General features: G+C 74.3%; 23 protein-coding genes. 17 read left to right on the top strand and 6 right to left on the bottom strand.

Annotated elements, in window-relative coordinates:
* Positions 1-63 precede the first annotated feature (63 nt).
* The gene (gene rpmB, locus AB0883_RS00630; protein WP_088963534.1) at positions 64-255 is read right to left on the bottom strand and encodes a 50S ribosomal protein L28; all 192 of its coding nucleotides are present in this window, start codon (positions 253-255) and stop codon (positions 64-66) included.
* 291 nt (positions 256-546) lie between these two features.
* On the opposite strand from rpmB, the gene AB0883_RS00635 reads away from it, so the two are divergent.
* Positions 547-2163 (top strand): DAK2 domain-containing protein, encoded by a 1617-nt coding sequence (locus AB0883_RS00635; protein ID WP_366638326.1) that lies wholly within the window; start codon positions 547-549, stop codon positions 2161-2163.
* Entirely contained in the window at positions 2160-4361 is a 2202-nt protein-coding gene (gene recG / locus AB0883_RS00640; RefSeq protein WP_366638328.1) for an ATP-dependent DNA helicase RecG, read from the top strand. The genes AB0883_RS00635 and recG overlap by 4 nt, the downstream gene beginning before the upstream one ends.
* Before the next feature lie 242 nt (positions 4362-4603).
* On the opposite strand, the gene AB0883_RS00645 is transcribed toward recG, so the two are convergent.
* Positions 4604-5851 carry a cell wall anchor protein gene (locus AB0883_RS00645; RefSeq protein ID WP_366638330.1) on the bottom strand — a complete coding sequence of 416 codons (1248 nt, stop codon included), beginning with the start codon at positions 5849-5851 and terminating at the stop codon, positions 4604-4606.
* Between the two features lie 314 nt (positions 5852-6165).
* Between AB0883_RS00645 and rsmD the strand changes: the two genes are divergently transcribed.
* The 8 genes from rsmD (at position 6166) to mutM (ending at position 11503) form a co-directional block, all read left to right on the top strand.
* On the top strand, positions 6166-6729 hold the full coding sequence (gene rsmD / locus AB0883_RS00650; RefSeq protein ID WP_366638332.1) for a 16S rRNA (guanine(966)-N(2))-methyltransferase RsmD: 564 nt from the start codon (positions 6166-6168) through the stop codon (positions 6727-6729).
* On the top strand, positions 6726-7214 hold the full coding sequence (coaD, locus tag AB0883_RS00655; protein WP_366638334.1) for a pantetheine-phosphate adenylyltransferase: 489 nt from the start codon (positions 6726-6728) through the stop codon (positions 7212-7214). Before rsmD ends, coaD begins: the two co-directional genes overlap by 4 nt.
* Before the next feature lie 188 nt (positions 7215-7402).
* Positions 7403-7900: a hypothetical protein gene (locus AB0883_RS00660; protein WP_366638336.1), complete on the top strand. Its 498-nt coding sequence runs from the start codon at positions 7403-7405 to the stop codon at positions 7898-7900.
* A gap of 109 nt (positions 7901-8009) precedes the next feature.
* Entirely contained in the window at positions 8010-8573 is a 564-nt protein-coding gene (locus AB0883_RS00665) for a DUF177 domain-containing protein (RefSeq protein WP_366638338.1), read from the top strand.
* A gap of 5 nt (positions 8574-8578) precedes the next feature.
* On the top strand, positions 8579-8752 hold the full coding sequence (gene rpmF, locus AB0883_RS00670) for a 50S ribosomal protein L32 (RefSeq protein WP_018786309.1): 174 nt from the start codon (positions 8579-8581) through the stop codon (positions 8750-8752).
* A gap of 114 nt (positions 8753-8866) precedes the next feature.
* Entirely contained in the window at positions 8867-9862 is a 996-nt protein-coding gene (locus tag AB0883_RS00675; protein WP_366638340.1) for a phosphate acyltransferase PlsX, read from the top strand.
* Positions 9859-10653 carry a ribonuclease III gene (gene rnc, locus AB0883_RS00680; protein ID WP_366638341.1) on the top strand — a complete coding sequence of 265 codons (795 nt, stop codon included), beginning with the start codon at positions 9859-9861 and terminating at the stop codon, positions 10651-10653. The genes AB0883_RS00675 and rnc overlap by 4 nt, the downstream gene beginning before the upstream one ends.
* A complete protein-coding gene (gene mutM, locus AB0883_RS00685; protein ID WP_366638343.1) occupies positions 10646-11503 on the top strand; it encodes a bifunctional DNA-formamidopyrimidine glycosylase/DNA-(apurinic or apyrimidinic site) lyase in 858 nt (285 codons plus the stop codon). The genes rnc and mutM overlap by 8 nt, the downstream gene beginning before the upstream one ends.
* A gap of 48 nt (positions 11504-11551) precedes the next feature.
* On the opposite strand, the gene AB0883_RS00690 is transcribed toward mutM, so the two are convergent.
* The gene (locus AB0883_RS00690; RefSeq protein WP_366638344.1) at positions 11552-12394 is read right to left on the bottom strand and encodes an endo alpha-1,4 polygalactosaminidase; all 843 of its coding nucleotides are present in this window, start codon (positions 12392-12394) and stop codon (positions 11552-11554) included.
* A gap of 106 nt (positions 12395-12500) precedes the next feature.
* A complete protein-coding gene (locus AB0883_RS00695) occupies positions 12501-13730 on the bottom strand; it encodes a CAP domain-containing protein (RefSeq protein WP_366638346.1) in 1230 nt (409 codons plus the stop codon).
* Between the two features lie 374 nt (positions 13731-14104).
* Between AB0883_RS00695 and AB0883_RS00700 the strand changes: the two genes are divergently transcribed.
* The 3 genes from AB0883_RS00700 (at position 14105) to AB0883_RS00710 (ending at position 18860) form a co-directional block, all read left to right on the top strand.
* On the top strand, positions 14105-14299 hold the full coding sequence (locus AB0883_RS00700; RefSeq protein ID WP_091096806.1) for a hypothetical protein: 195 nt from the start codon (positions 14105-14107) through the stop codon (positions 14297-14299).
* A gap of 329 nt (positions 14300-14628) precedes the next feature.
* Positions 14629-18240, top strand: coding sequence for a chromosome segregation protein SMC (gene smc / locus AB0883_RS00705; protein WP_366638348.1), 3612 nt, complete (start codon positions 14629-14631; stop codon positions 18238-18240).
* On the top strand, positions 18240-18860 hold the full coding sequence (locus AB0883_RS00710) for an HAD-IA family hydrolase (RefSeq protein WP_366638350.1): 621 nt from the start codon (positions 18240-18242) through the stop codon (positions 18858-18860). Before smc ends, AB0883_RS00710 begins: the two co-directional genes overlap by 1 nt.
* Before the next feature lie 23 nt (positions 18861-18883).
* Here AB0883_RS00710 and AB0883_RS00715 read toward each other — a convergent pair whose 3' ends face one another.
* The gene (locus tag AB0883_RS00715; protein WP_366638352.1) at positions 18884-19405 is read right to left on the bottom strand and encodes a DinB family protein; all 522 of its coding nucleotides are present in this window, start codon (positions 19403-19405) and stop codon (positions 18884-18886) included.
* Between the two features lie 122 nt (positions 19406-19527).
* Positions 19528-21240, bottom strand: coding sequence for an alkaline phosphatase D family protein (locus AB0883_RS00720; RefSeq protein WP_366638354.1), 1713 nt, complete (start codon positions 21238-21240; stop codon positions 19528-19530).
* 150 nt (positions 21241-21390) lie between these two features.
* Between AB0883_RS00720 and ftsY the strand changes: the two genes are divergently transcribed.
* From ftsY to AB0883_RS00740, 4 genes are all read left to right on the top strand, one after another.
* Positions 21391-22578 (top strand): signal recognition particle-docking protein FtsY, encoded by a 1188-nt coding sequence (gene ftsY / locus AB0883_RS00725; RefSeq protein WP_357662357.1) that lies wholly within the window; start codon positions 21391-21393, stop codon positions 22576-22578.
* Positions 22579-22585: 7 nt separating this feature from the next.
* Positions 22586-23449, top strand: coding sequence for an aminoglycoside phosphotransferase family protein (locus AB0883_RS00730; protein WP_172896564.1), 864 nt, complete (start codon positions 22586-22588; stop codon positions 23447-23449).
* A gap of 192 nt (positions 23450-23641) precedes the next feature.
* Positions 23642-25084 (top strand): ammonium transporter, encoded by a 1443-nt coding sequence (locus tag AB0883_RS00735; protein ID WP_366638356.1) that lies wholly within the window; start codon positions 23642-23644, stop codon positions 25082-25084.
* Positions 25085-25109: 25 nt separating this feature from the next.
* Positions 25110-25448, top strand: a complete 339-nt coding sequence (locus AB0883_RS00740) for a P-II family nitrogen regulator (protein WP_172896701.1) — start codon at positions 25110-25112, stop codon at positions 25446-25448.
* Positions 25449-25454: the final 6 nt, after the last annotated feature.

Consider the following 25454-nt stretch of genomic DNA (forward strand, 5'->3'; position numbering starts at 1 on the left):
CAGAGCCGGCGGGCCGCAACGGCCCGCCGGCAATGACGAGTGTGAAGGGTGGGGCCTACCGCGTCAGGCGCGGGTGACCTTGCCAGCCTTGATGCAGGAGGTGCAGACCTGCATCTTCTTGGTGTTGCCGCCACCGGCCGGGGTACGCACCGACTGGATGTTCGGGTTCCAGCGGCGGTTGGTCCGCCGGTGCGAGTGGGACACGTTGTGGCCGAAGCCCGGTCCCTTGCCACAGACGTCGCACACGCTAGCCACGGGATACTCCTGGGATTGAAACGTTCATGGGGTCGCCGCCAGGCGCAGCCCGGGCAACCTGGCCAGGTTACCCGATGACCCGGGGCCCGACCAACCGGCCCCGGACGCCGGCCCGAGGTGGGGGCCGTCGCCGCGCGACGCGTCCCGGTCGCCCGGTCCGCACCCGTCCCCGCGTCATCGCCGCACGTGGGGACACGCCACGAGGATAGTGGGTGCGCGTGGCCGCCGGACACGCCGTGGCGGTCGCGGCGACCCCGGCGCGTGTCGGTGCCCGCCAGTAGGCTTCTCGCCGTGCTGGACACCCTCGACGCCGCCGCGGTCCGCCGTTGGTGCGCGGGCGGTCTGGTCGCGCTCAAGCGTCACCAGGGCGAGATCGACGACCTGAACGTCTACCCGGTGCCCGACGGCGACACCGGCACCAACATGGTGCTCACCCTCACCTCCGCCCAGCAGGCGCTCGCGATGGACCTCGGCACCCTCCCGGAGGACGGGTCCACCGCGCACGGGCACGCGTTGCGGCTGATGGCCCGGGGCGCGCTGCTGGGCGCGCGGGGCAACTCGGGGGTGATCCTGTCGCAGATCCTGCGCGGCTTCGCCGACGCCGTCGCCGCCGCACCCGCCGTGCGGGGGCGCGAGCTGGCCACCGCCCTGCGCGACGGCACCGCCGCCGCCTACGCCGCGGTCGCCCGCCCGGTCGAGGGCACGCTGCTCAGCGTCGTCGCCGCGGCGGCGCACGCCGCCGAGCGGGCCGACAGCGACGACCTGCGGGCGGTCGCCCGGGCGGCGGCGGGCGGGGCGGCGCACGCGTTGGCGCGCACCCCCGAGCAGCTTCCGGCGCTGGCCCGGGCCGGCGTGGTGGACGCCGGCGGCCGGGGCCTGTGCCTGCTGCTCGACGCCCTGGCCGAGGTCGTGACCGGCGAGAGCCCCGATCGGCCCGCGCCCGCGTCGCGCCCGGCCCGTCCGCCGGCCACCGCCGTGCGCGAGACCGGTTCCGAGGAGTACGCGTACGAGGTGCAGTTCCTGCTCGACGCCGGGCCGGAGGCGGTGGCCCGGCTGCGCACCGAGCTGGCGGCCCTGGGCGACTCGCTGGTGGTCGTCGGCGACGGGAGCGCCGGCGCGGGCACCTGGAACGTGCACGTGCACGTCAACGACGTGGGCGCGGCGATCGAGGCGGGCGTGGTGGCCGGCCGGCCGCACCGCATCTCGGTGACCCGCTTCGCCGACCAGGCCGCACCGGTGTCGCCTCCCGTGGCGGCGGGCGGGCGGGCCGCCGTGGTGGTGGCCGCCGGCGCGGGCATCGCCGAGCTGTTCGCCGGCGAGGGCGCGACGGTGGTGCCCGGCAACCCGTCGATCGGCGAGCTGCTGGACGCGATCCGCGTCACCGGGGCGGCCCGCGTGGTAGTGCTGCCCAACGACCCCGACACGCAGGCGGTGGCGAGCGCCGCCGCCCGGGAGGCGCACGGGCTCGGCCTCAAGGTCAGCGTGGTGCCGACCCGCTCGCCCGTGCAGGCGCTGGCCGCCCTCGCGGTGCGCGACCCGGGGCGGCGCTTCGAGGACGACGTGATCGCGATGGCCGAGGCGGCCGGTGCCTGCCGCTACGCCGAGGTCTGCTACGCCCGCCGCGAGGCGCTGACCGTCGCCGGCCCCTGCCGTCCCGGCGACGTGCTGGCGCTGGTCGAGGGGGAGGTGCACCTGATCGGGTCCGATCTGACCGACACCTGCGCCGCCGTGGTCGACCGGATGCTCGGCGGCGGCGGCGAGCTGGTGACGCTGCTCTCGGGGGCGGACGCCCCCGACGGGCTGACCGACGCGGTCCGCGAGCACGTCGGGCGGCGCTGGCCGTTCGTCGAGGTGCAGGCGTACCCGGGCGGGCAGCCGCACTATCCGCTCCTGGTGGGGGTCGAATGACGTCCGAGCCGGCCACGATGGACACGCCGCTGAAGAAGCTGGTCGGCGAGAAGACCGCGAAGGCCCTCGCCGGTCACCTCGACCTGCACACCGCCGGCGACCTGGTCTACCACTTCCCGCGCCGCTACGACGAGCGCGGCGAGCACACCGACATCCGCGCGCTCGACGTCGGCGAGCAGGTCACCGTGCTGGCCCAGGTGCAGCGCACCGCCGTACGCCCGATGCGCCAGCGCCGGGGCAACCTGCTGGAGGTGACCGTCGGCGACGGCTCGGGCGGCACCCTGACCCTGACCTTCTTCGGCAACCAGGCCTGGCGGGAGCGGGAGCTGCGCCCGGGCCGGTGGGGCCTGTTCGCCGGCAAGGTCACCGAGTTCCGGGGCAAGCGGCAGCTCAACGGCCCGGAGTACGTCCTGCTCGGCGAGGGCGGCGACGGCGAGGCGGCGGTCAACGAGGAGATCGAGGAGTTCGCCGGCGCGCTGATCCCGGTCTACCCGGCCGCCGCGGCGGTGCCCACCTGGGTCATCGCCCGCTGCGTCCGGGTGGTGCTGGACACCTTCACCGCGCCGGAGGACCCGCTGCCCACCGCCCTGCGGGCGAGCCGCAAGCTGGGCGGCATCGGCACGGCGCTGCGCGAGATCCACCGGCCGTCCAGCAAGGAGGCGCTCTACCGGGCGCGGCACCGGCTCAAGTGGGACGAGGCGTTCGCCGTGCAGCTCACCCTGGTGCAGCGCAAGCACCGGGCCGCCGCCTCGCCCGCCCGGCCCCGCCCGGCGAAGCCCGGCGGCCTGCTCGACGCCTTCGACGCCCGGCTGCCCTACGAGCTGACGCCCGGCCAGCGCGACGTGGGCGTGGAGATCGCGGCGGACCTGGCGACGGCCCACCCGATGCACCGGCTGCTCCAGGGCGAGGTCGGCTCCGGCAAGACGGTGGTCGCGCTGCGCGCGATGCTCCAGGTGGTCGACGCGGGCGGGCAGGCCGCGCTGCTGGCCCCGACCGAGGTGCTCGCCGCGCAGCACCACCGGGGCATCCTCGACCTGCTCGGGCCGCTCGGGCGGGCCGGCGAGCTGGGCGCGGCCGACGACGCCACCAGGGTCGAGCTGGTCACCGGCTCGCTGGGCGCGGCGGCCCGCCGGCGCGCGCTGGCCGAGGTCGCCAGCGGCGCCGCCGGCATCGTGCTCGGCACCCACGCCCTGCTCTACGAGGGCGTCGACTTCGCCGACCTCGGCCTGGTGGTGGTCGACGAGCAGCACCGCTTCGGCGTCGAGCAGCGCGACGCGCTGCGCGCCAAGGCCGAGCAGCCGCCGCACGTGCTGGTGATGACGGCCACCCCGATCCCGCGCACGGTGGCGATGACCGTCTACGGCGACCTGGAGACCTCCACCCTCTCCCAGCTGCCGCAGGGCCGCTCGCCGATCGCCTCGCACGTGGTGCCGGCCGCCGAGAAGCCGGCCTTCCTGGACCGGGCCTGGCGCCGGGTGCGCGAGGAGGTGGCGGCCGGGCACCAGGCGTACGTCGTCTGCCCGCGTATCGGCGACGGCCCGGCGAGCGAGGAGGAGCCGCCGCCGGAGGACGACAACGGGCGGCGGCCGCCGATGGCGGTCACCGAGGTGGCGCCGCTGCTTGCCGAGGGGCCGTTGCACGGCCTGCGCATCGGCGTGCTGCACGGCCGGCTGCCGGCCGACGAGAAGGACGCGGTGATGCGCTCCTTCGCCGCCGGCGACCTCGACGTGCTGGTCGCCACGACCGTGGTCGAGGTGGGCGTCAACGTGCCGAACGCGACCGTGATGATCGTGCTCGACGCCGACCGGTTCGGCGTCTCCCAGCTGCACCAACTGCGCGGCCGGGTCGGGCGGGGTTCCGCCCCGGGCCTCTGCCTGCTGGTCACCGAGGCGCTGGAGGGCACGCCCGCGCGGGAGCGGCTCGACGCGGTGGCCTCCACGACCGACGGGTTCAAGCTCGCCGAGCTGGATCTCGAGCAGCGCCGGGAGGGCGACGTGCTGGGCGCGGCCCAGTCGGGGCGTCGTTCGCACCTGCGGCTGCTCTCGCTGCTGCGCGACGCCGACCTGATCCGCGACGCCCGGGCCGAGGCGATCGCCCTGGTCGAGGAGGACCCGGAGCTGGCCCGGCATCCGGCGCTGGCCGCGTCGGTGGCCGCCCTGGTCGACGAGGAACGCGCGGAATACCTGGAGAAGGGCTGACGCCGGGCCGACCACCACCGTGGCCCGACCGCCACCGGCGCCACCGGCCTCGCTGGTCGCCAGCGGTCCGCGCTGGCTGCCACCGGTCCGCGCTGGCCGTCACCGGCCGCGCCGGCCGCCACCGGTCCACGCCGGCTGCCAGCGATGGACGGCGGACGTCAGCGATCGACGGCGGCACCGCAACGGGTGAGGGCGCGCCGACCGTGCGGTCGGCGCGCCCTCACGGGTCAGCTCGGTCCGGCTCAGGCGGTGAAGCGCACCCGACGCCGGCGGGCGACGACGAACAGCACCGCGCCCAGGGCGAGCAGGGCGACCGCGCCGGCGGCGATGCCGCCGGCCGCCGCGCCGGTGACCGGGAGGCCGCCGCCCTCGCCGCCCTCGTCGCAGCCGCCCTTGGGGGCGGTCCACGCGATCGGCTTCGCCGACTCCAGGTCACCGGTGAAGACGACGCTGAGCCCCTCGGCGGCCGGGAACGTCACGGTCTTCGTGGTGCCCGGCGCGAAGGTCACGGTCTTCGGCTCGCCGGTGCTCGGGGTGAAGGTCGAGGTGAGGCTGATGCCGTCTTCCGGGTTGGCCACCTTGAGGATCAGCTCCTCGCAGGTGGTGGCGTGGGAGATCGTCGGCTTGCCGACCTCGGGCTGCTGGCAGTCCTCGGGCTGCTCCCAGCCGCCCTGCCAGGTCTGCATGCCCTCGGCCGCGACGGTGATCTCCTTGGCCTGCGCCTCGGTCAGCTCGAGCTTCTCGAACTTGCCCGCCGCCACGGTCACCTTCTCGGCGAGCTCGCCGCTGCCCGTGACCGCGAAGACCGCCGCCACGTTGCCCCGGTTGACCAGGGTGAGCGTCGCGCTGCCGGTGCAGTCGTACGTGGCCTCGACGGCGGGCTCGGCCACGCAGGTGCCCTCGCCGCCGTTGTACCAGGCGGCCGGGCCCTCGGAGCGGGCGCCGATGCCGGCGGGGCTGCCGACCTTGCGGTTGTCGTAGCGCTTGCCGCCCTCGACCAGCGGGTCGATGACCTCGCTGCCGAAGACGAAGTCGACCTGGGTGAAGCAGGTCGGTACGGCGACCTTGAACTCCAGCTTGGCGACGGTGCCGATCTCGCCGTCCGGCACCGGGGCGAACGCCTTGACGGACTTGTCGAACAGGTACTGCGGCACGGCGAACCTCGCCGACGGCGCCACGTAGGACACCAGCGCGAAGTCCTGCTTCTCGCCCTCGCAGAGCGGGCCGTTGGTCAGCGTGATCGACGCCTCGCCCTTGGCCCCGTCGAACGTGTGCGTGTAGCGCGCGTCGGCGGCGCTGACGCAGGTCGGCTCCTGGGGAGTGGACGACCGGGTCGGCAGGGGGGTGGAGGCGGTCGCGCTCGCCGAGGCCGAGGGCGACGGGTTGGTGGCGATCGCCGGCGACGAGACCGCGAGCGCCGTGACGAGACCGGCCAGGGCGGCGGCTGCCACGGCGAGCGGTCGCCGCGGCGACAGCGGGGGACGGATCACGCGTACTCCCGGGGTGTGAGGAAGCGTCGGAGGAGCGGCGCGGAAGGGAGCGGTCGGGCGGCTCGACCGAGCGCGCGCGACGACGCGGACGCCCCCTCGCGCCGTGGGGCCGGCGGGCCACCCGCCGGCACCGGCAGACCCTAGCGAGGTCGCCGCGCGCGGCACAACGCTTAGCGAAGACCGAGGATGTTGTTATGAATGCGAGATCATCGATATACGCAGGGTGGTCGCCAGGGTCGGTCGGAGGCACGCACCGTGTCGACGCCGGCCGCCTCCGCGTCGCGTAGCGTCGTGCGCATGAGCAGGAGGAGACGGTGACCCGGATCGTGGCCGGGACCCTCGGCGGGCGCCGGCTCGCCGCGCCGCCCGGCGCGGGCACCCGGCCCACGTCGGACCGGGTCCGCGAGGCGCTGTTCAGCGCCGTGCAGGCCGAGGTCGACCTGGCCGGCGCCCGCTTCGCCGACCTCTACGCCGGGTCCGGCGCGGTCGGTCTGGAGGCCCTCTCCCGGGGCGCCGCGCACGTGCTGCTGGTGGAGTCCGACCCCCGGGCGGCCCGGGTGATCCGGGAGAACGTGGCGACGCTGCGTGCCGCCCCGGCCGCCCGGCTGGTCACCGGGAGGGTCGCCACGGTGCTGGCGGCCGGCCCGGACGGCGACCCGTACGACGTGGTCTTCGCCGACCCGCCCTACGCGGTGCCGGACGCGGAGATCACCGCGATGCTCGCCGCGCTGGTCGAGGGCGGCTGGCTGGCCCCGGAGGCACTGGTGGTGGTGGAGCGGTCCAGCCGCACCGGCCCGGTCGGGTGGGTGGAGGGCGTCACCGGCGAGCGCAGCCGCCGGTACGGCGAGACGACCCTTTGGTACGGTCGCCGATCATGAGACGTGCGGTGTGTCCCGGCTCGTTCGATCCGGTCACCAACGGGCACCTCGACATCGTCGGCCGGGCGAGCCGGCTGTTCGACGAGGTGATCGTGGGCGTGCTGGTCAACCAGTCGAAGAGCGGCCTGTTCACCGTCGAGGAGCGGATCGACATGCTCCGCGAGGTGACCGCCTCCTACGACAACGTCCGGGTGGAGTCGTTCCGCGGCCTGCTGGTCGACTTCTGCCGGGCGCAGCAGGCGAGTGTGCTGATCAAGGGCCTGCGGGCGGTCAGCGACTTCGACTACGAGCTGCAGATGGCGCAGATGAACATCGGCCTGGCCGGCGTGGAGACCCTGTTCATGCCGACCAACCCGCTCTACTCGTTCCTCTCCTCCAGCCTGGTCAAGGACGTGGCGAAGTGGGGCGGCGACATCTCCGCCCACGTGCCCGACCGGGTCAGCGCGGAACTGCGGGCCCGCCTTTCCCCGCCGCCGCGCGACTGACCTCCCGCACCCATCCCCCACCCCGCCGGAGCGTGTCCGGCGGGGATCGCGTCGTCGCGCAGCGCGACGCGCCGGGCCGGGGTGAGCGGCGCGGTGTGGTCGGGGCGCGACATGATGTGTGGAGCGGGAAACCGGCCGTAGCCCGCATCATGTAGGTCGGCCCGACGAACGACAGGAGTGAGGTACCGGTGGACCCGCTCGATCGCATCGACGAACTGATCGCCATGGTGGAGCAGGCCCGCTCCGTCCCGATGTCGCGCAACAACTGCATGATCGACCGGGGCGAGTTCATCGCGGCCCTCGACGAGCTGCGCGCCGAACTCCCCGCCGACCTGCGCCGGGCCGCCGCGCTGCTGGAGGAGCGGGACAAGATCATGGAGGCCGGCAAGCGCGAGGCCGACCGGATCATCAGCGAGGGTGAGGCGGAACACGCCCGGCTGGTCTCGGTGAACGAGATCACGGTCTCCGCCGAGCACGAGGGCGCGCGGATCATCGCGGAGGCCCGCGCCGAGGCGCAGCGCCTGCGCGAGGAGGTCGACGACTACGTCGACACCGCGCTGGCCAACTTCGAGCAGTTCCTCACCCGGGCGCTGGCCTCGATAGAGCGCGGCCGGGACAAGATGCACGCGCTGCGTGAGATCGGCACCTTCGGTGGGGAGGAGGCGGAACGCCCGCTACCCTTCTGAGCGGCACCTCACCAGCCGGCAGACGGGGCGGGCGCCGCCCCCGGTTCGACGGTCCGGCGGTCGCCCAGGTAACCTCTTTTGTCGGCCTCTCACCGGCCGGAGTCTGACTATGCCCAAACACACGCCATCGACACTCGACCCCAGGTCGCCGCTGGTCCTCGACACGAGGGAGCTGCCGCGCCGGCCTGGTGCCTTGCGTACGGTCAAGCGGGTGGTGCCGGCACCGGCGGACCTCGGCGGCGAGATGATCGCCGTGCCGGAGGGCGCGGACCTCGACCTCGACCTGAGGTTGGAGTCGGTGTCCGAGGGCGTGCTCGTCTCGGGGACCGTCGCCGGTCCCGTCCGGGGCGAGTGCGGTCGCTGCCTACGCGAGATCGACGACTCGCTGGCCGTGCGGATCCAGGAGCTGTACGCGTACGAGAACAGCACCACGGACACCACGACCGACGAGGACGAGGTGGGCCGGATGCAGGGCGATCTGATCGACCTGGAGCCGGCGCTGCGGGACGCGGTGGTGCTCACGCTGCCGACCAACCCGCTCTGCCGGGAGGACTGCCCAGGCCTGTGCCCCGAATGCGGGGTGCACTTGGACGATCTGCCGGCCGACCACAGTCACGAGCAGATCGACCCGCGTTGGGCGGGCCTGTCGCAACTGAACCGTAAAGAGGAGTAGGAACCGTGGCCGTCCCCAAGCGCAAGATGTCGCGCAGCAACACCCGCGCCCGCCGGGCGAACTGGAAGGCGACCGTGGTCGCGACCGTGGCCTGCCCCCAGTGCAAGTCGGCGAAGCTGCCCCACGCCGCCTGCTCCGTCTGCGGCACCTACAACGGCCGCCAGGTTCTCGAGGTCTGACCTGGACGCCGAGTGACGCCCCCGACCCCTGGTCGGGCGGCGCGCGCACCCTGGCAATCGCCCGGTGCCCCGGCTCCTTCCGACGCCGGCCGGTCCGTTCCGGCCGGCGTTCCGATGGAGCCGGGCACCGCGCGGATCGCCGTTGACCTCCTCGGCGGGGACGACGCTCCCGCCGTCGTGGTTGACGGCGCTCTGCGGGCCGTGCGCGCCGACCCGGACCTGCATCTGCTGCTCGTCGGCCCGGCCGAGGCCGCCGGCGAGGTGATCCGTGCCCTCGATCCGGCGCAGCGCGCCCGGGTCACCGTGCGGCCCGTCCGCGCCGTCGTCGGCATGGCCGACCATCCCGTGGCCGCCCGCGCCGACAGCACCGTCCGCGCGGCGGTGCACGCCGTCCGCGACGGCGTCGCCGACGCGTTCGTCTCCGCCGGGTCCACCGGCGCCACCGTCACCGCCGTCGCGCTCGGCCTCGGCCGCTGGCCGGACGTGCGCCGTCCCGCGCTGGTCGCCACCCTGCCGGCCGTCGCCGGCCCGGTGGTGCTGCTGGACGTCGGCGGCTCGCTGGAGCCGCGCCCGGCCACCCTGGTCCGCCACGCCGTGCTCGGCGCCGCCTACGCGGCGGTGGCGCACGCCGTCGCCGCCCCCCGGGTGGGGCTGCTGTCGGTGGGCACCGAGGCGGGCAAGGGCGACCGCGCCCGCCGCGTCGCCGATCCCGCCCTCGCCGCCGCGTCGCTGCCCTGCGACGGCCGCTACGTCGGCCTCGTCGAGGGGTACGACGTCTCGCTCGGCGCGCGCGCCGATGTGGTGGTCACCGACGGGTTCACCGGTAACGTGCTGCTCAAGGCGATCGAGGGCGCGTACGCGATGGCCGGCGGGCCCCCGTCCGGCGGCGGCGCCCCGCGCGCGGCGGCCCTGCTCGGGGTCGCCGGGACGGTGGTCGTCTGCCACGGCGCCGCCCGCGCCGAGGACGTCGCCGCGGGCATCGCGCTGGCCGCCCATCTCTGGCGACGGCGCGCCACCGACCGGGTCCGCGCGCTGCTCGACGGCGCCGAAACAGGCGACCGCGAGGAACGCACGGACCGCTCCACCGACACCGAGGTACCCACATCATGAGCAACGACAAGCGGCGGCGGGCGTCCGTCGGTCACCTGGAAGCCGCGTTCGGCGTCAGCCTGGATCCGGAGCTGCTGGAGCGCGCGCTGACCCACCGCTCGTACGCGTACGAGAACGGCGGCCTGCCCACCAACGAGCGGCTGGAGTTCCTGGGCGACTCGGTGCTCGGCGTGGTGATCACCACCGCGCTCTTCCACAACCACCCCGACCTGCCCGAGGGGCAGCTCGCCAAGCTGCGGGCCAGCGTGGTCAACATGCGCGCCCTCGCCGACGTCGCCCGGGGCCTCGGCCCGGACGGGCTCGGCGCCTACCTGCTGCTCGGCAAGGGGGAGGAGACCACCGGCGGGCGGGACAAGGCGAGCATCCTCGCCGACACCCTGGAGGCGCTGCTCGGCGCGATCTACCTCCAGTACGGGCTGGACACCGCCGCCATCGTCATCCACCGGCTGTTCGACCCGCTGATGGCCGAGTCGGCCGGCCGGGGCGCGGCCCTGGACTGGAAGACCAGCCTCCAGGAGCTGACCGCGGCGCTCGGGCTCGGCGTCCCCGAGTACCGCATCGAGGGCACCGGGCCGGACCACCTCAAGACGTTCACCGCCTGGGTGGTCGTCGCCGGCAACCGCTACGGCGGGGCCGACGGGCGGAGCAAGAAGGAGGCCGAGCAGCGGGCGGCCGAGGCGGCCTGGCGGACGCTCACCGAGCAGGCGGAGCGGGAGCCGGTCGGGCCGGAGGGCCCGGCGACCGGGAACCCGACGGCGCAGGCCGCCGAGGCGGGCCTGGGCCGTGCCTGAGCTGCCGGAGGTCGAGACGGTCCGGCAGGGGCTGGCCCGCTGGGTCACCGGCCGGCGGATCTCCTCCGTCGAGGTGCGCCACCCCCGCGCGGTACGCCGGCACACGCCCGGCGGCGGGCACTTCGCCGACGTGCTGGCCGACCGGACGGTGCTGGACGTGCGCCGGCGCGGCAAGTACCTGTGGCTGCCGCTGGACAGCGGCGACGCCGTGATCGGGCACCTGGGCATGTCGGGCCAGCTGCTGGTGCAGCCGGCCGACGCCCCCGACGAGACGCACCTGCGGGTCCGGTTCCGCTTCTCCGACGACGGTCCCGAGCTGCGCTTCGTCGACCAGCGCACGTTCGGCGGCCTGTCGGTCTCCGCGGGGGGCGCCGAGCTGCCGGCGGAGATCGCACACATCGCGCGGGACCCGATGGACCCGCAGTTCTCCGACGCGGCGTTCGTCGCCGCGCTGCGCCGGCGGCGTACCGAGGTCAAGCGGGCGCTGCTGGACCAGACGCTGATCTCGGGCGTGGGCAACATCTACGCCGACGAGGCGCTGTGGCGGGCGCGGCTGCACGGCGCCCGCCCCACCGACGCGCTGACCGGCCCGGCCGCGCTGCGGCTGCTGGGGCACGTCCGGGACGTCCTCGGCGAGGCGATCAAGTCCGGCGGCACCAGCTTCGACGCCCTCTACGTCAACGTGAACGGGGAGAGCGGCTACTTCGACCGGGCGCTGAACGTCTACGGCCGGGAGGGGCTGCCGTGCCACCGGTGCGGCGCGCCCGTCCGTCGTGAGGCGTTCATGAACCGTTCGTCGTACAGCTGCCCGCGCTGCCAGCCCCGGCCCCGGGTGTCCCTCCGGGGCTGACCGGGCGGCGTCGCCGTCGGCGGGGACCACGCGGGAAGGCGCCGGTGGTCAGTACGACGGGCAGGGGAGCCGCCACGCGTCGAGCCGGCGTTCCTTGCGGATCGAGGAGAAGCCGTAGCCCACCGTGGTGACGCAGAAGTCCGTCGTCGAGCCGGCGTACTCCACGTGGAACACCGGCTTGCCCGCCTCGACGAACGGCAGCAGCCGGGCGCACTGGTCCAGCCGTACGCACTCCTCGTTGACGGCGAAGTCGAAGTCCGGGGCCAGGGCGGCCACCTGCCCCAGGTCGTTGACCAGGCCGGGGGAGAGGCTCAGCGAGCGGGCCAGCGCGGCCAGCCGGCGGTTAAACCGCAGTTGGTCGTCGAAGCCGAGCGGGAAGCCGGAGCGGTGCGCGTACCCGTCGGCGTCGGCCAGCGCGACCGCCCCGAAGCCCTTGCCCCGGCAGAGCCGGAACCGGTCGGCCAGCACCGGACGCAGCGCGTCCCACTGCCGTACGTCGAGCCAGCGGCCCTGCGGCCGGCGGGACACGGCACCCCGTACGGCGGCCGGGAAGCGGTCCGCGTCCGGGTCGGTCGGCAGGACGGAACCGACGTGCACCTGGCAGACCAGGCGGCGGTCCCGGGAGCGCAGCTCGGCGGTCTGCGCGGCGGTGGTGGCGACCGGGTCGAGCAGGAAGACGTCGGCGTCGACGGTGGGGTCCAGCACGCCGCTGAGCTGCCACTGCCACTGCCACCGGCCCGCCGACGCCGCCGGCCAACTGGTCGGGGCGCCGGGCGCGGTGAGGTCCGGCCGGCAGGCGGCGAGCACGCTCAGCAGCGCGAGCGCGACGCAGGCCGGCAGGGTCCGGCGCAGGCTCCGCCCGACGGCGCGCGTACGCGGCCGGATCCGCATCGGCAGCTCCGCAGGTCGCGGGCGGCGGCACACCGCCCGGAGCGGGTACGCCGCGTCGGCGTACCTCACCCGGTCAAACGAGCGCGGACCCGCCTACGACTCGCGTTCAGCGCGGCGCGGCGAAGACCTGCGTCCAGTACGGCCCGTTGCTGCTGGCGACGCCGACGCCGATCTCGGTGAAGGCGCAGTTCAGGATGTTGGCCCGGTGGCCGGGGCTGTTCATCCAGGCGTCCATGACGGCGGCCGGCGTCTTCTGGTTCCAGGCGACGTTCTCGCCGTAGGTGCGCCAGGAGTAGCCGACCCGGTCCAGCCGGGTCCCGACGTTGCTGCCGTCGCTGCCCGTGTGCGACATGTTCCGGTGGTCGGCCTGGTCCTGGCTGTGCCGCTGGGCGGCGGTCGTCAGCTTGTCGTCGACACTCACCGCGCCACAGCCGGCCTTGGCGCGCTCCGCGTTGACCAGGTCGACCACCTCGCGGGCCTGGCTGCTGGCCCCGCTGCTGACGGGGGCCTTCGTGCCGCCGCCGGCCGGCGCCGTGCTCCGCTCGGCGGTGCGCCGCGAGGCTGCGGTCGTACGCGACGGCGCCGGCGTCGGCCTGGTGGTCTTCGTGGCCGACGGGGTCGGCCTGGCGGTGGTCGGCGCGGTGCTGGGGGTGGCGCTCGGGGTGGGTGGGGCCAGGGCGTCGCCGGGTGCCGACCCGCCGTCCGGCAGCACCGGGGCGGCGGCGACCGTGTCGTCGACGGAGGTGGGGTCGGTCGCCGGGCCGTCGCCGGTCAGCGCGACCGCGCCGACACCGAGGCTCACCACCAGCGTGGCGGCCGCGGCGGCACCGCCGATCACCAGCGGGCGGGGGAACCGGCGGCGGGGACGGTGGCGGCCCTCGGCGGTGGCCGGTGTCGCCGTGGCCGGGGCGGCCCGGAGCGCGGAGAGGTCTACGGGGGCGGTCGGGTCGTCGACCGGCCAGGCACCGGCGGTCCGGTCGGCGGGGAGGTGACGCTCCGCACGGTACGGCCCGTCCACCGGGTGGCCGGATTCGGCGGCCCAGCGGTCGTCCGACCCGGCCTGCCGGCGGTCGCCCGACCCGGCCTGCCAGGTCGCGGTCGGCTCGGTGGACCGCGGCTGCCAGGTCCCGGTCGGCTCGGCGGGCTCGGGCTGCCAGCGGGCAGTCGGCTGGTCGCGGTGCCACTCGTCGTCGGGCCGCTCCGGGTCGTCCCCGAACAGGTAGGCCGACCTCGGCTCCGGACGGTCGGTGAGCCAGGCCGGCGGCTCCTCGCCCAGCGGCTGCTCGCGGCGCCGGGCGGCGCCGTCCGGGTCGTTCGGGTCGGTCCAGCCGTACACGCCTCTGCCTCCAAGGGGTCGGTTGCGGGCCGGGGTGACGCTACGTGGCGGGCGTGAACAGCGGCAACGTGGCTAAGGAAGAGTTAAGGGGAAGCCGGACGGCAGGGTGGGGACTTCCCGGGATCCGAGGCGTAGAGTCAAGGTGTCCGGACAGAGTGTGTCCGCGCCTTGTGGCAGCCCCCCGGCAAGTGGACAGGTCGACGTGGAAATGATCTACGGCCTGCGAGAACTTGACGAAAGAGGGGGTGTCGGCTCAATATGTAGGTGTCGCCAGTCGCGCCCGGTCATGCCCAGAATCGTCTGGGGTGACAGCCGCGTACACATTTGGGCGCGCGTTGGCCGGCCCTTCCGGCAGCGCATATCAAGGAGTCAACATGGCTAAGGCCCTGTACGGCCACGTAGGTGCGGCGCCCGATCGGCGTCTGCTCGACGAGGTCACCCGACTGCGTGCCACGGTTCGGGCTCTGGAGTTCGAGATCACGCGGCTGCGTGCCGAGAACGATCGGCTCGCGGCGGCTGCGGCGGAGGCGGACGATCTGCTCCGTCTGGCCGAGCCCGCGCTGACCTGATCTCCGGATCGCAAAACTGAATCGCATCACGCAAAAGAGCGCGCCGACACTTCTGTGCCGGCGCGCAGCTCTGTCCGCACCTCTTTTCGCCGCACCAATTCCTGATCTTGTGCGGCCGCCGCGACGATTCCCGCGCGGCTCCCGGCCGACGGAAAGGCGCACGGGAGCACCCCGGCCGGTGGACCGGCCCGCGCCACCTCCGACGAGCGCCCGGCGGTCGCCAGGCGGGTCGCGTGCCCGGCGGTTCCCGGTCCCGGGTTAGTCTGCGGGTTCACCCAGGTCCGCGCAGCCGGCGACGGTACGGCGGCCACCGGACGAGGATCGAGAAGGTGCATCTCAAGAGCCTGACGGTGAAGGGCTTCAAGTCCTTCGCCTCCGCGACGACGCTGAAGCTGGAGCCGGGGATCACCTGCGTGGTCGGCCCGAACGGCTCCGGCAAGTCCAACGTCGTCGACGCCATCGCCTGGGTGCTCGGCGAGCAGGGCGCCAAGGCGCTGCGCGGCGGCAAGATGGAGGACGTCATCTTCGCCGGCACCGCCGGCCGCGCCCCGCTGGGCCGGGCCGAGGTGACCCTCACGATCGACAACACCGACGGCGCGCTGCCGATCGAGTACACCGAGGTGTCGATCACCCGCCGGATGTTCCGCTCCGGCGAGAGCGAGTACGAGATCAACGGCGACTCCTGCCGGCTGCTCGACATCCAGGAACTGCTGTCGGACTCCGGCATCGGCCGGGAGATGCACATCATCGTCGGCCAGGGGCGACTCGACGGGATGCTGCACGCCAAGCCGGAGGACCGACGGTCGTTCATCGAGGAGGCGGCCGGCGTCCTCAAGCACCGCAAGCGCAAGGAGAAGGCGCTGCGGAAGCTCGACGCGATGCAGACGAACCTCAACCGGCTCACCGACCTCACCGCCGAGCTGCGCCGCCAGCTCAAGCCGCTGGGCCGGCAGGCGGAGGTGGCCCGCCGCGCCGCCGCCATCCAGGCCAACCTGCGCGACGCCCGGCTGCGGCTGCTCGCCGACGACCTGGCCACCCTGCGGGCCACGCTGGACCGGGAGATCGCCGACGAGACCGCGGTGCGCGAGCGGCGCGAGCAGGTCGAGGCCGAGCACACGGAGGTGCAGGCGCGGCTGGCCGAGCTCGAGGCGGCCCTCGCCGAGGACGCTCCGCTGCTGGCCGCCGCCCAGGACACCTGGTACAAGCTCTCCGCCCTCTCCGAGCGGTTCCGTTCCATCGAGCAGCTCGCCCGGGAACGGCTGCGGCACCTCAGCGCCACCCCCGACGACGAGCGCCCCGGCCGCGACCCCGCGCAGTTGGAGGCCGAGGCCGAGCGGATCCGCGAGCAGGAGGAGGAGCTGCGCGGCGCGCTCACCGACGACCAGATCCGGCTGGCCGAGGCCGTCGAGCACCGCCAGGAGCTGGAACGGCAGCTCGCCGCCGCCGAACGCGAGCTGGTCGCCGCGGCCAAGGCGATCGCCGACCGGCGCGAGGGCCTGGCCCGGCTGACCGGTCAGGTCAACTCCGCCCGCGCCCGGACCACCAGCGCCGGCGAGGAGATCGAGCGGCTCGCCACCGCGCACGCCGACGCGCTGGCCCGGGCCGACCAGGCCCAGGCCGAACTCGACGCGGTCGCCGAGCAGTCCACCGAGGCGGACCGGGACAACGCCGACCTCGACGCCCGGCACGCCGAGGCGGTCGCCGCCCAGGAGCGGGCGCAGGCCACGGTGCGGTCGCTGACCGACGCGGAGCGGGCGGCGGAGAAGGACGCCGCCACCTGGAAGGCCCGGGAGGAGGCGCTCGCCCTCGGCCTGCGCCGCAAGGACGGCGCGGGCGCGCTGCTGGCCCGCGCCGACGAGGTCCCGGGCCTGCTGGGCAGCCTCGCCGGGCTGCTCACCGTCGCACCCGGGCAGGAGGCCGCGCTCGCCGCCGCGCTCGGCGGGCTCGCCGACGCGGTCGCCGTCAGCGGCGTCGACGAGGCGGTCGAGGCCATGCGGCTGCTGAAGATCTCCGACGCCGGCCGGGCCGGCCTGCTGGTCGGCAGCCCCGCCGGGCCGGGCATGGACGGCCCCGCCGACGCGCTGCGGCCGAAGCTGCCCGACGGCGCCCGCTGGGCGCCCGACCTGGTGGAGTGCTCCCCGCAGATCCGCCCGGCGGTGCACCGGGCGCTGCGCGACGTGGTGCTGGTCGACGACCTCGCGGCGGCGGCCGAGGTGGTCGCCGGCAACCCGGAGCTGCGCGCGGTCACCCCGGACGGGGACGTGGTCGGGGCGTACGCGGCGGCCGGCGGGTCGGCCAAGGCGCCCAGCTTCATCGAGGTGCAGGCCGCCGTCGAGGAGGCCCGGTCGAACCGCCTCGCCGCCGAACGCACCGGCGCGGAGCTGCGCGAACAGCTCGTCGACGCCCGCGCCGAGGTGGCCGTCGCCAAGGAGACGGTGCAGCACGCCGCCGCCGCCAAGCGGGAGGCGGAGAGCCACCGCAACGCCGCCGCCCGCCGCCTGGCCGAGCTGGGCGCGGCGGCCCGCTCCGCGAAGGCGGAGACCGACCGGCTCGGCGAGTCCCGGGCCCGCGCGGAGGCGGCCCGGGAGCGGGACCTGCTCACCCTCGCCGAGCTGGAGGAGCGGCTGCGGCTGGCCGAGGAGACCCCCGTCGACGCGGAACCCTCCACGGAGGAACGCGACCAGCTCGCCGCAATGGTGCCGCAGGCGCGGCAGAACGAGATGGAGGTCCGGCTCGCGGTGCGTACCGCCGAGGAGCGGGTCTCCTCGATCGCCGGCCGCGCGGACTCGCTGCGCCGGCAGGCCACCGCCGAGCGGGCCGCGCGGGAGCGCGCGGCGGCGCGGCGCGCGGCGCGCACCCGGGGCGCGGGGATCGCCCGGGCCGTGGCGGGCGGGGCCCGGGAGGCCCTCACCCGGCTGGCCACCTCCATCGCCGCGGCCGAGGAGCACCGCGACGCCGTGGCGCGCGAGCGCGCCGCCCGCGAGGCCGAGCTCCAGGAGGTACGCGGCGCGGCCAAGCGGCTCGGCGCGGAGCTGGAGCGGCTGACCAGCCAGGTGCACCGCGACGAGGTGGCCCGCGCCGAGCAGCGGCTGCGCATCGAGCAACTGGAGGCGAAGGCCGCCGAGGACTTCGGCCTGGACGTGGAGACCCTCGTCGCCGAGTACGGCCCGACCCAGCCCGTCCCGCCGACCCAGGCCGACGTGGCGGCGGCGGAACGCGACGGCCTGCCGGTGCCCGAGCCGGTCCGCTACGAGCGGCCGGTGCAGGAGAAGCGGGCGGCCAAGGCGGAACGGGAACTGGCCCTGCTCGGCAAGGTGAACCCGCTGGCCCTGGAGGAGTTCGCGGCGCTGGAGGAGCGCTACAAGTTCCTCTCCGAGCAGCTGGAGGACCTCAAGGCCACCCGCCGCGACCTGCTCACCGTGGTCAAGGACGTCGACGACCGGATCCTGGAGGTCTTCGCCAGCGCCTTCGAGGACACCGCCCGGGAGTTCCAGCAGGTCTTCACCGTGCTCTTTCCCGGCGGCGAGGGGCGGTTGGTGCTCACCGACCCCGACGACCTGCTCACCACCGGCGTCGAGGTCGAGGCCCGCCCGCCGGGCAAGAAGATCAAGCGGCTGTCGCTGCTCTCCGGCGGCGAGCGTTCGCTGACCGCGGTGGCGATGCTGGTGGCCATCTTCCGGGCCCGGCCCAGCCCGTTCTACATCATGGACGAGGTGGAGGCGGCGCTCGACGACGTCAACCTGGGGCGGCTGATCACGCTGCTGGCCCAGTTGCGGGAGAAGAGCCAGCTCATCGTCATCACGCACCAGAAGCGGACGATGGAGGTCGCCGACGCCCTGTACGGCGTGACCATGCGCAACGGGGTGACCCAGGTGATCAGCCAGCGGCTCAACCGGGCCGACGGAGACGAGCGGCGTGGCCGCGGCGAGGAGAACGAGTAGTGGGTCGGGAACGGGCGACGGCGCTCCTGGTGGACTTCGACGGCGTCCTGCGGCGGTGGGACCCGGCGGTGGCCGCCGGGGTGGAGCGGGAGTACGGCCTGTCCGAGGGCGTACTGACCGAGATCGCCATGCAGTGGGGGCGGCTCCAGCCGGTGCTGACCGGCCGGGTCAGCCACGCAGACTGGATGACCAGCGTGGCCGACGCGCTGGCCGACTCCGTGGGCGGCCCCGAGCGGGCCCGGGCCGCCGTGGAGCAGTGGCAGCGCTACCGGGGCGAGGTGGACCCCGAGGTGCTCGCCTTCGTCCGCGAGGCGCGGGCCGGCGGCATCCGGGTCGGCCTCGGCACGAACGCCACCGACCTGCTCGACGCCGACCTCGCCGCGCTCGAACTGACGGACGAGTTCGACGCGGTGGTCAACTCGTCCAGGATCGGGGTCAACAAGCCGGCGAAGGAGTACTTCCAGGCGGCCTGCGAGGCCCTGGAGACCCCGGCGGCCCGGGTGCTCTTCGTCGACGACGAGGACTGGGCGATCCGGGGCGCCCGCGTCGCCGGCCTGTCGGCGCTGCGCTGGAGCGGCCCGGCCGACCTGCGGTACGCGCGGGCCGCCCTGGCGTACTGACCCGGTCCCGTCCCGCCCGTGGGCTACTCGCCCGTGACGCCGTCGATGCGTTCGCGGATCAGGTCGGCGTGGCCGTTGTGCCGGGCGTACTCCTCGATCATGTGCACGTAGACCCAGCGCAGGTTGAACGTCCGGCGCTTTCCGCCGACCTCGGTGAAGGTCTCGTCCAGCGACCGGCCCGCGGCGGCGGCGCGGGCCAGCGCGACCTCCCGGTGGAAGGTGGCGAAGTCGGCCTCGGCGTCGGCGGCGCTGACGTCGTGGTCGGCGTCCGGATTGTCGGGCGTGAAGTAGGGATAGTCGACCCGCTCACCGGCGAAGTTCTCCCGGAACCACCAGGCCTCCACCTCGGCCAGGTGCCGGACCAGGCCGAGCAGGGTGAGCCCCGAGGGCTCGACGCTCGGCGTCTTCAGCTGTTCGGCGGTCAGCCCGGCGCACTTGAGCAGCAGGGTCTGCCGGTGGAAGTCCAGCCAGCCCTCCAGCATGGTGCGCTCGTCGCCGACATAGGGCTCGGGGGTCCGGGTGATCTCCGGTGCTCGCCAGGTCATGCCGGTCATCCTGGCCGGCACCCCCGACATCCGGCGAGCGGTTATCGGGGCGCCGCGACCACCGGCGGCGTCGGCGCTGGCCCGCCCGTCGCGGGCGGTCCGGCCGGGACCCGGCGAGAGGTTCAGCCGCCGGGGGTGAGGCGCTGCCGCATGACCTCGCGCAGGTGCCCGTCGCTGGTGGTGCCCTCGATGGTCACCTCGGCCGTCCGGCCGGCGTGCACCAGCGTGGCGACCGCGTTGCCGAAGTACGGCCCGGCGAGCCGCTTCCACCGCAGCGGCGGGCGGCGCACCCCGGCGGTGCGGGCCAGCGCCCGGGTGGCCCCGGCCGGCCCCGACGACCAGCCGAGCTTCATCAGCGGGCGCATCCCGGCGGGCACCTGGTTGTGGATGGGCGAGCAGGTGAGCTGGTGCACCGGGGTGACCACGCTCCGGTCGTCGAACCGCGCCCGCGCCACGTACGAGTGGTGCACGTCACCGGAGAGCACGCTGATCGACGCCGGTGGCGCGTACGCCGGGCCGGCCCCGACCCGTTCGCCGGGCTCGCCGGGGGTGCCGCTGCCGATGCGGGCGAAGAGCGCGCCGAGCGCGTCGAACGAGCGGCGGAACGCGGCCCAGTGCTCCAGGTCCAGCCCCCGGCGCAGCTTCTCCGACAGCCGGGCGACCCAGCGCCGCCGGGAGTCGGCCAGCTTCTCGTTCCAGGCCTCCACGTGGTGGATGCCCGGCGGCAGCAGCCAGGGCAGGGAGGCGCCGACCACGAGGTGGTCGTAGACGCCGTGGGCGCGGTCGAGGAACCAGGACCACTCGCCCGGGGGCAGCATCGCCCGCTGGCCCGGCTCCAGCACCCGGCTGCACCGGTTGTCCAGCATGACCAGCCGGGTGCGGCCCAGGTCCAGCGCGTAGCTCCACTGGTACTGCACGGCCCGCCACCGCTCGGTGTCGTGGGCGAGGTCGGCCTCGGTGTCGACCCGCTGCCCGAACTCGCGCAGCACCCCGGTGGCGTCCTCCGCCGTGACGACCTTGGCGTAGACCGGGTCGGCGGCGATCTCGTCGGGGGAGAGGTTGCCCAGGTGCTGGTAGACCCAGTACGAGGCGAGGCCGCTGGCGATCCGCTCCGCCCACCAGGGCTGGTCGCGCATGTCGGCCCGCCAGGGGGCCGAGGTGTTCCAGTCGTCGATGATCTCGTGGTCGTCGAAGATCATCACGCTCGGCACGGTGGAGAACAGCCAGCGGATCTCCGGGTCCCGCCAGGACTCCAGGTAGAGCTTCGTGTACTCGTCGAAGCTGACCACCTGGTCGTCCGGCGCGCCCTTGGGCCGCCGGCGGCGCCGCTTCAGCAGCCGCCGGACCGTGGGGGAGGTCACGTCCGCGTAGACCTGGTCGCCGAGGAGCACCAGCAGGTCGGGCACGCCGGCCGGGTCCGGGTCGGCCATCAGCCGTCGGGCGTACGCGTCGAGGGCGTCCGGGGGCAGCCGCCGGGTGGTGGCGTGCTGGGTGGTCTCGCGGCAGGAGCCGAAGACCAACCGGACCGGCTGGTCGAGGTCGTCGGCCGCCCGGGTGCGGATCACGCTGGGCGGGAACGTGCTCTTCGGCACCGGCCAGGCGACCTCGTCGTCGATCAGCACCTCGTAGGTCGTGGCGCTGTCGGGGGTGAGCCCCTCCACGACGACGAGCGCGTAGTGGTGGTCGTACGCCGAGAAGGTGGGGGCGGTGCCACCGGCGCCGTCGGCGGTGCGGACGGTGACCACCGCGGGCGCGCTGGTCTCGACCCAGATGGTGGCCCTCGTGCCGACCACCCTGCGGAGCAACGGGCCGATGAGCAGGTGTGCCGCGGGCATGGTCGACCTCCAGATGAGCGGACTTCATCTTTACTACCCGGCCGGCGGTCGCATCACTGCTGGCTGTGACCGAGCCTACCGCCGGCTTCCGCGGGCCCGGTCCGGAGCGGTGGCTGGGACAGCTCCGCCGGCATCTGACAGGATTCCGGCATGACCGAATACCTCCTCATCGCGCTCGCCCTGCTCGGCGTGCTGATCCTTGGCGGCATCGGGCTGGTCGTGCCGCGGCTGCGCCGGCGACCGGAGCCGCCGCTGCCCGAGACGGAGGTCGAGACCCGGGCCGAGGAGGACCTGGCCGGCCCGCCGGTGGAGGCGCCGGAGGCCGAACTGTCCACCGGGATCCTGGTGGAACCGCCGGTCGTGGAGGCCCCGGCCCCGGTGCTGGAGGTCCCCGAGCCGACGGCCGGGCGGCTGGTCCGGCTGCGCTCACGGCTGTCCCGCTCGCAGAACGCCTTCGGCAAGGGTCTGCTCGGCCTGCTCAGCCGCGACCACCTCGACGAGGACGCCTGGGAGGAGATCGAGGACAGCCTGATCACCGCCGACGTCGGCATCGACGCCACCCGGGAGATCGTCGACCGGCTGCGCGAGCGGACCCGCGTCCTCGGCACCCGCTCCGCGGGCGAGCTGCGTGCCCTGCTCGCCGCCGAGCTGGTCAACGCGCTCGACCCGACCCTGGACCGGTCGCTGCGGACCGCGCCGAAGGACGGCGTGCCGGCGGTGCTGCTGGTCGTCGGAGTCAACGGCGCGGGCAAGACCACCACCTGCGGCAAGATCGCCCGGGTGCTCGTCGCGGACGGCCGCAGCGTGCTGCTCGGCGCCGCCGACACCTTCCGGGCCGCCGCCGCCGACCAGCTGGAGACCTGGGGCGGGCGGGTCGGCGCGGAGACCGTGCGCGGGCCGGAGGCGGCCGACCCGGCCAGCGTGGCCTTCGACGCCGTCAAGCGGGGCATCGACACCGGCGTCGACACCGTGCTGATCGACACCGCCGGCCGGCTCCAGAACAAGATCGGCCTGATGGACGAGCTGGGCAAGGTCAAGCGGGTCGTGGAGAAGCACGGCCCGATCGACGAGACGCTGCTGATCCTCGACGCCACCACCGGACAGAACGGGCTGGAGCAGGCCCGGGTCTTCACCGAGGTGGTCAACGTGACCGGCGTCGTGCTCAGCAAGCTCGACGGCACCGCCAAGGGCGGCATCGTGATCGCCGTGCAGCGCAAGCTGGGCATCCCGGTCAAGCTGGTCGGGCTCGGCGAGGGCAAGGACGACCTGGCCCCGTTCGACCCCGCCCAGTTCGTCGACGCGCTGCTCGGTACCGAGCCGCTCGCCCGGGACGCGTAACCTCGCAGTGACGACCGACGATCGCGCCTACGCCGGGTGGCGCGACCCCAGCCACCCGTCGCCGCGCCTCGGGAGACCGTACGTGACTTCGCAGGAGATCCCGCTGCACGGCGGGAACGTCAGCACCGTCGTCCGGGTGGGCGACACGGTCCGGCGCAACGCCGGGCCGTGGACGCCCTCCGTGCACGCCCTGCTGCGCCACCTGGAATACGTGGGCTTCACCGGCGCCCCCCGCGCGCTCGGCATGGACGAGCGCAACCGGGAGGTCCTGTCGTACCTGGAGGGGGAGTGCGGGGAATACCCGCTGGCCCCGCACTGGGTCACCGACGAGGCGCTGGTGACCGTCGCCACCATGCTCCGCATGTTCCACGACGCCCAGTACGGCTTCGTTCCGCCGCCCGGGGCGGTGTGGCGCTCGTTCGGCCCGCCGCCGCCGGACACCGAGGTGATCTGCCACCACGACGCCGCCCCGCACAACGTCATCTGGCGGCCCGACGGCACCCTCGGGCTGATCGACTTCGACCTCGCCTCGCCCGGCGCCCGGATCTACGACGTGGCGTACGCGGCCTGGACCTGGGTGCCGATCTTCTCCGACCGGGACTCGATCACGCTCGGCTGGAAGCACCCCGACCGGCCGCGCCGGCTGCGCCTCTTCGCCGACGCGTACGGGCTGATCCCCCGGGACCGGCACCGGCTCATCCGGACCATCCGCAAGCGGATCGTGGACCACGTGGAGGGCATCCGCCGGATGGCCGCCGCCGGTGAGCCGGCCTTCGTCCGGATTGTGCACAAGGGGCACCTGCGCCGGCCGATGCGCGACCTGCGGCTGCTCGACTACGAGCGCAACGCCCTGGAGTACGCGCTGCGCTGAGCGGTCGTGCCGTCGGCCGCGCCGGCCGACGGTGAGGTTCTCTTCACACGTCCGAAACAACCCGTCACCATCCGGAAATCGACGGGTGACGCTGGGGGAAACAGGAGGCGAGCAGGCTTCCGCCCATCCGGCGTACGGGCGACGCTGCCCCGGAAGCCGTGAAGGAGGGAACTTCACCTTTAGGAGGCCAGCGTGCCTGAGGCACCCACGATCGATTCCGGCAACACCGTGTGGTTGCTGGTGTCGACGGCGCTCGTGCTGCTCATGACGCCCGGACTGGCGCTGTTCTACGGCGGCCTCAACCGGTCCAAGGGTGTACTGAACATGATGATGATGAGCTTCTCCGCGATCGGGCTCATCTCTGTCTTGTGGTGGTTCTACGGTTTCAGCATCGCCTTCGGCAGCGATGTCAACGGCCTCTGGGGCGACCCGGGCGCCTATCTCGGCACCAAGACGTTCCTCGCCGAGACCGACCTCTGGGGCGCGACGGCGGAGAACCCGAGCGGCATCGGCGTTCCGCTCTACGTGTTCATGGCCTTCCAGATGGTCTTCGCCGTGATCACCGTCGCGCTGATCAGCGGCGCGGTCTCCGACCGGGCGAAGTTCGCCGGCTGGCTGCTGTTCGCGTTCGGCTGGGCGACGCTGGTCTACTTCCCCGTCGCGCACTGGGTGTGGGGCGGCGGCATCATCGGCGGCGACCTGCACGCGCTCGACTTCGCCGGCGGCACCGCCGTGCACATCAACGCCGGCGCGGCGGCCCTGGCGCTGGCCCTGGTGCTGGGCAAGCGGCTCGGCTGGCCCCGGGAGGGCATGAAGCCGCACAACATCCCGCTCGTCGCGCTCGGCGCCGGGCTGCTCTGGTTCGGCTGGTTCGGCTTCAACGCCGGTTCCGAGCTCACCGTCGACTCGGTCGCCGGCCTGGCCTTCATCAACACCCAGCTCGCCACGGCCGCCGCGGTGCTCGGCTGGATCGTCGTCGAGTGGATCAAAGACAAGAAGCCGACGCTGGTCGGCGCCTCGTCCGGCGCCGTCGCCGGCCTGGTCGCCATCACCCCGGCCTGCGGCTTCGTGGCCCCCTGGGCAGCGGTGCTGCTGGGTCTCGTCGCCGGGGCGGTCTGCGCGCTGGCGATCAGCCTCAAGTACAAGCTCGGCTACGACGACTCGCTCGACGTGGTCGGCGTGCACTTCGTCGGCGGCTGGATCGGCTCGCTCTGGCTCGGCCTCTTCGCCACCAACTCGGTCAACGGCGCGATCACCGACGTGATCGGGGCCTCCGACGGGCTCTTCTACGGCGGCGGGGTGACCCAGCTCGGCCGGCAGGCCCTGGCCGGCCTGATCGTCACCGCCTGGTCCTTCGCGGTGGCCTGGGTGCTCGCCTTCGCCATCGAGAAGACGATCGGCTTCCGCCTGCGGGCGGAGGACGAGGTCGGCGGCATCGACATCGCCGAGCACGCCGAGAGCGGCTACGACCTGTCGCCGGCCGCCGGCAGCGGCGGGGGCAGCGCGTTCGCCATGGCCGGGCTGACCGGCGCCAGGCCGGCGACGGAGCCGGCGGCCGCGCCCACCGCTCCCGCCGAGCCGGCCGCGCCCGCCGGGCCGGCCGCCGAGTCCGCCGCCGAGAAGGTCGCCGGTTAACGTTCCTGGGATGGAGGGGTTGGACATGAAGCTGGTGACCGCGGTCATCAAGCCGTACCAGCTGGACGCGGTGAAGGAGGCCCTGCACGCCCTCGGCGTGGCCGGCCTGACCGTCAGCGAGGTCCAGGGCTACGGGCGGCAGAAGGGGCACACCGAGGTCTACCGGGGTGCCGAGTACACGGTCGAGTTCCTGCCCAAGATCCGGGTGGAGGTGCTCACCGACGAGATGGACGTCGACAAGATCGTGGACGCCGTCGTCGGCGCCGCCCGGACCGGCAAGATCGGCGACGGGAAGGTCTGGGTGACCGCCGTCGAGGAGGTCGTCCGGGTCCGCACCGGCGAGCGCGGCCTCGACGCGCTCTGACCGGCC

The organism is Micromonospora sp. NPDC047812, from assembly GCF_040704175.1.
Classification (GTDB): domain Bacteria; phylum Actinomycetota; class Actinomycetes; order Mycobacteriales; family Micromonosporaceae; genus Micromonospora.

Bases quoted from the DNA above. Each gene is read 5' to 3' on its own strand.
- recG (WP_366638328.1), top strand. From the start codon at position 2,160: ATGACGTCCGAGCCGGCCACGATGGACACGCCGCTGAAGAAGCTGGTC.
- coaD (WP_366638334.1), top strand. From the start codon at position 6,726: ATGAGACGTGCGGTGTGTCCCGGCTCGTTCGATCCGGTCACCAACGGG.
- AB0883_RS00665 (WP_366638338.1), top strand. From the start codon at position 8,010: ATGCCCAAACACACGCCATCGACACTCGACCCCAGGTCGCCGCTGGTC.
- AB0883_RS00675 (WP_366638340.1), top strand. From the start codon at position 8,867: ATGGAGCCGGGCACCGCGCGGATCGCCGTTGACCTCCTCGGCGGGGAC.
- rnc (WP_366638341.1), top strand. From the start codon at position 9,859: ATGAGCAACGACAAGCGGCGGCGGGCGTCCGTCGGTCACCTGGAAGCC.
- AB0883_RS00690 (WP_366638344.1), bottom strand. From the start codon at position 12,394: ATGCGGATCCGGCCGCGTACGCGCGCCGTCGGGCGGAGCCTGCGCCGG.
- AB0883_RS00700 (WP_091096806.1), top strand. From the start codon at position 14,105: ATGGCTAAGGCCCTGTACGGCCACGTAGGTGCGGCGCCCGATCGGCGT.
- AB0883_RS00715 (WP_366638352.1), bottom strand. From the start codon at position 19,405: ATGACCTGGCGAGCACCGGAGATCACCCGGACCCCCGAGCCCTATGTC.
- AB0883_RS00720 (WP_366638354.1), bottom strand. From the start codon at position 21,240: ATGCCCGCGGCACACCTGCTCATCGGCCCGTTGCTCCGCAGGGTGGTC.
- ftsY (WP_357662357.1), top strand. From the start codon at position 21,391: ATGACCGAATACCTCCTCATCGCGCTCGCCCTGCTCGGCGTGCTGATC.
- AB0883_RS00740 (WP_172896701.1), top strand. From the start codon at position 25,110: ATGAAGCTGGTGACCGCGGTCATCAAGCCGTACCAGCTGGACGCGGTG.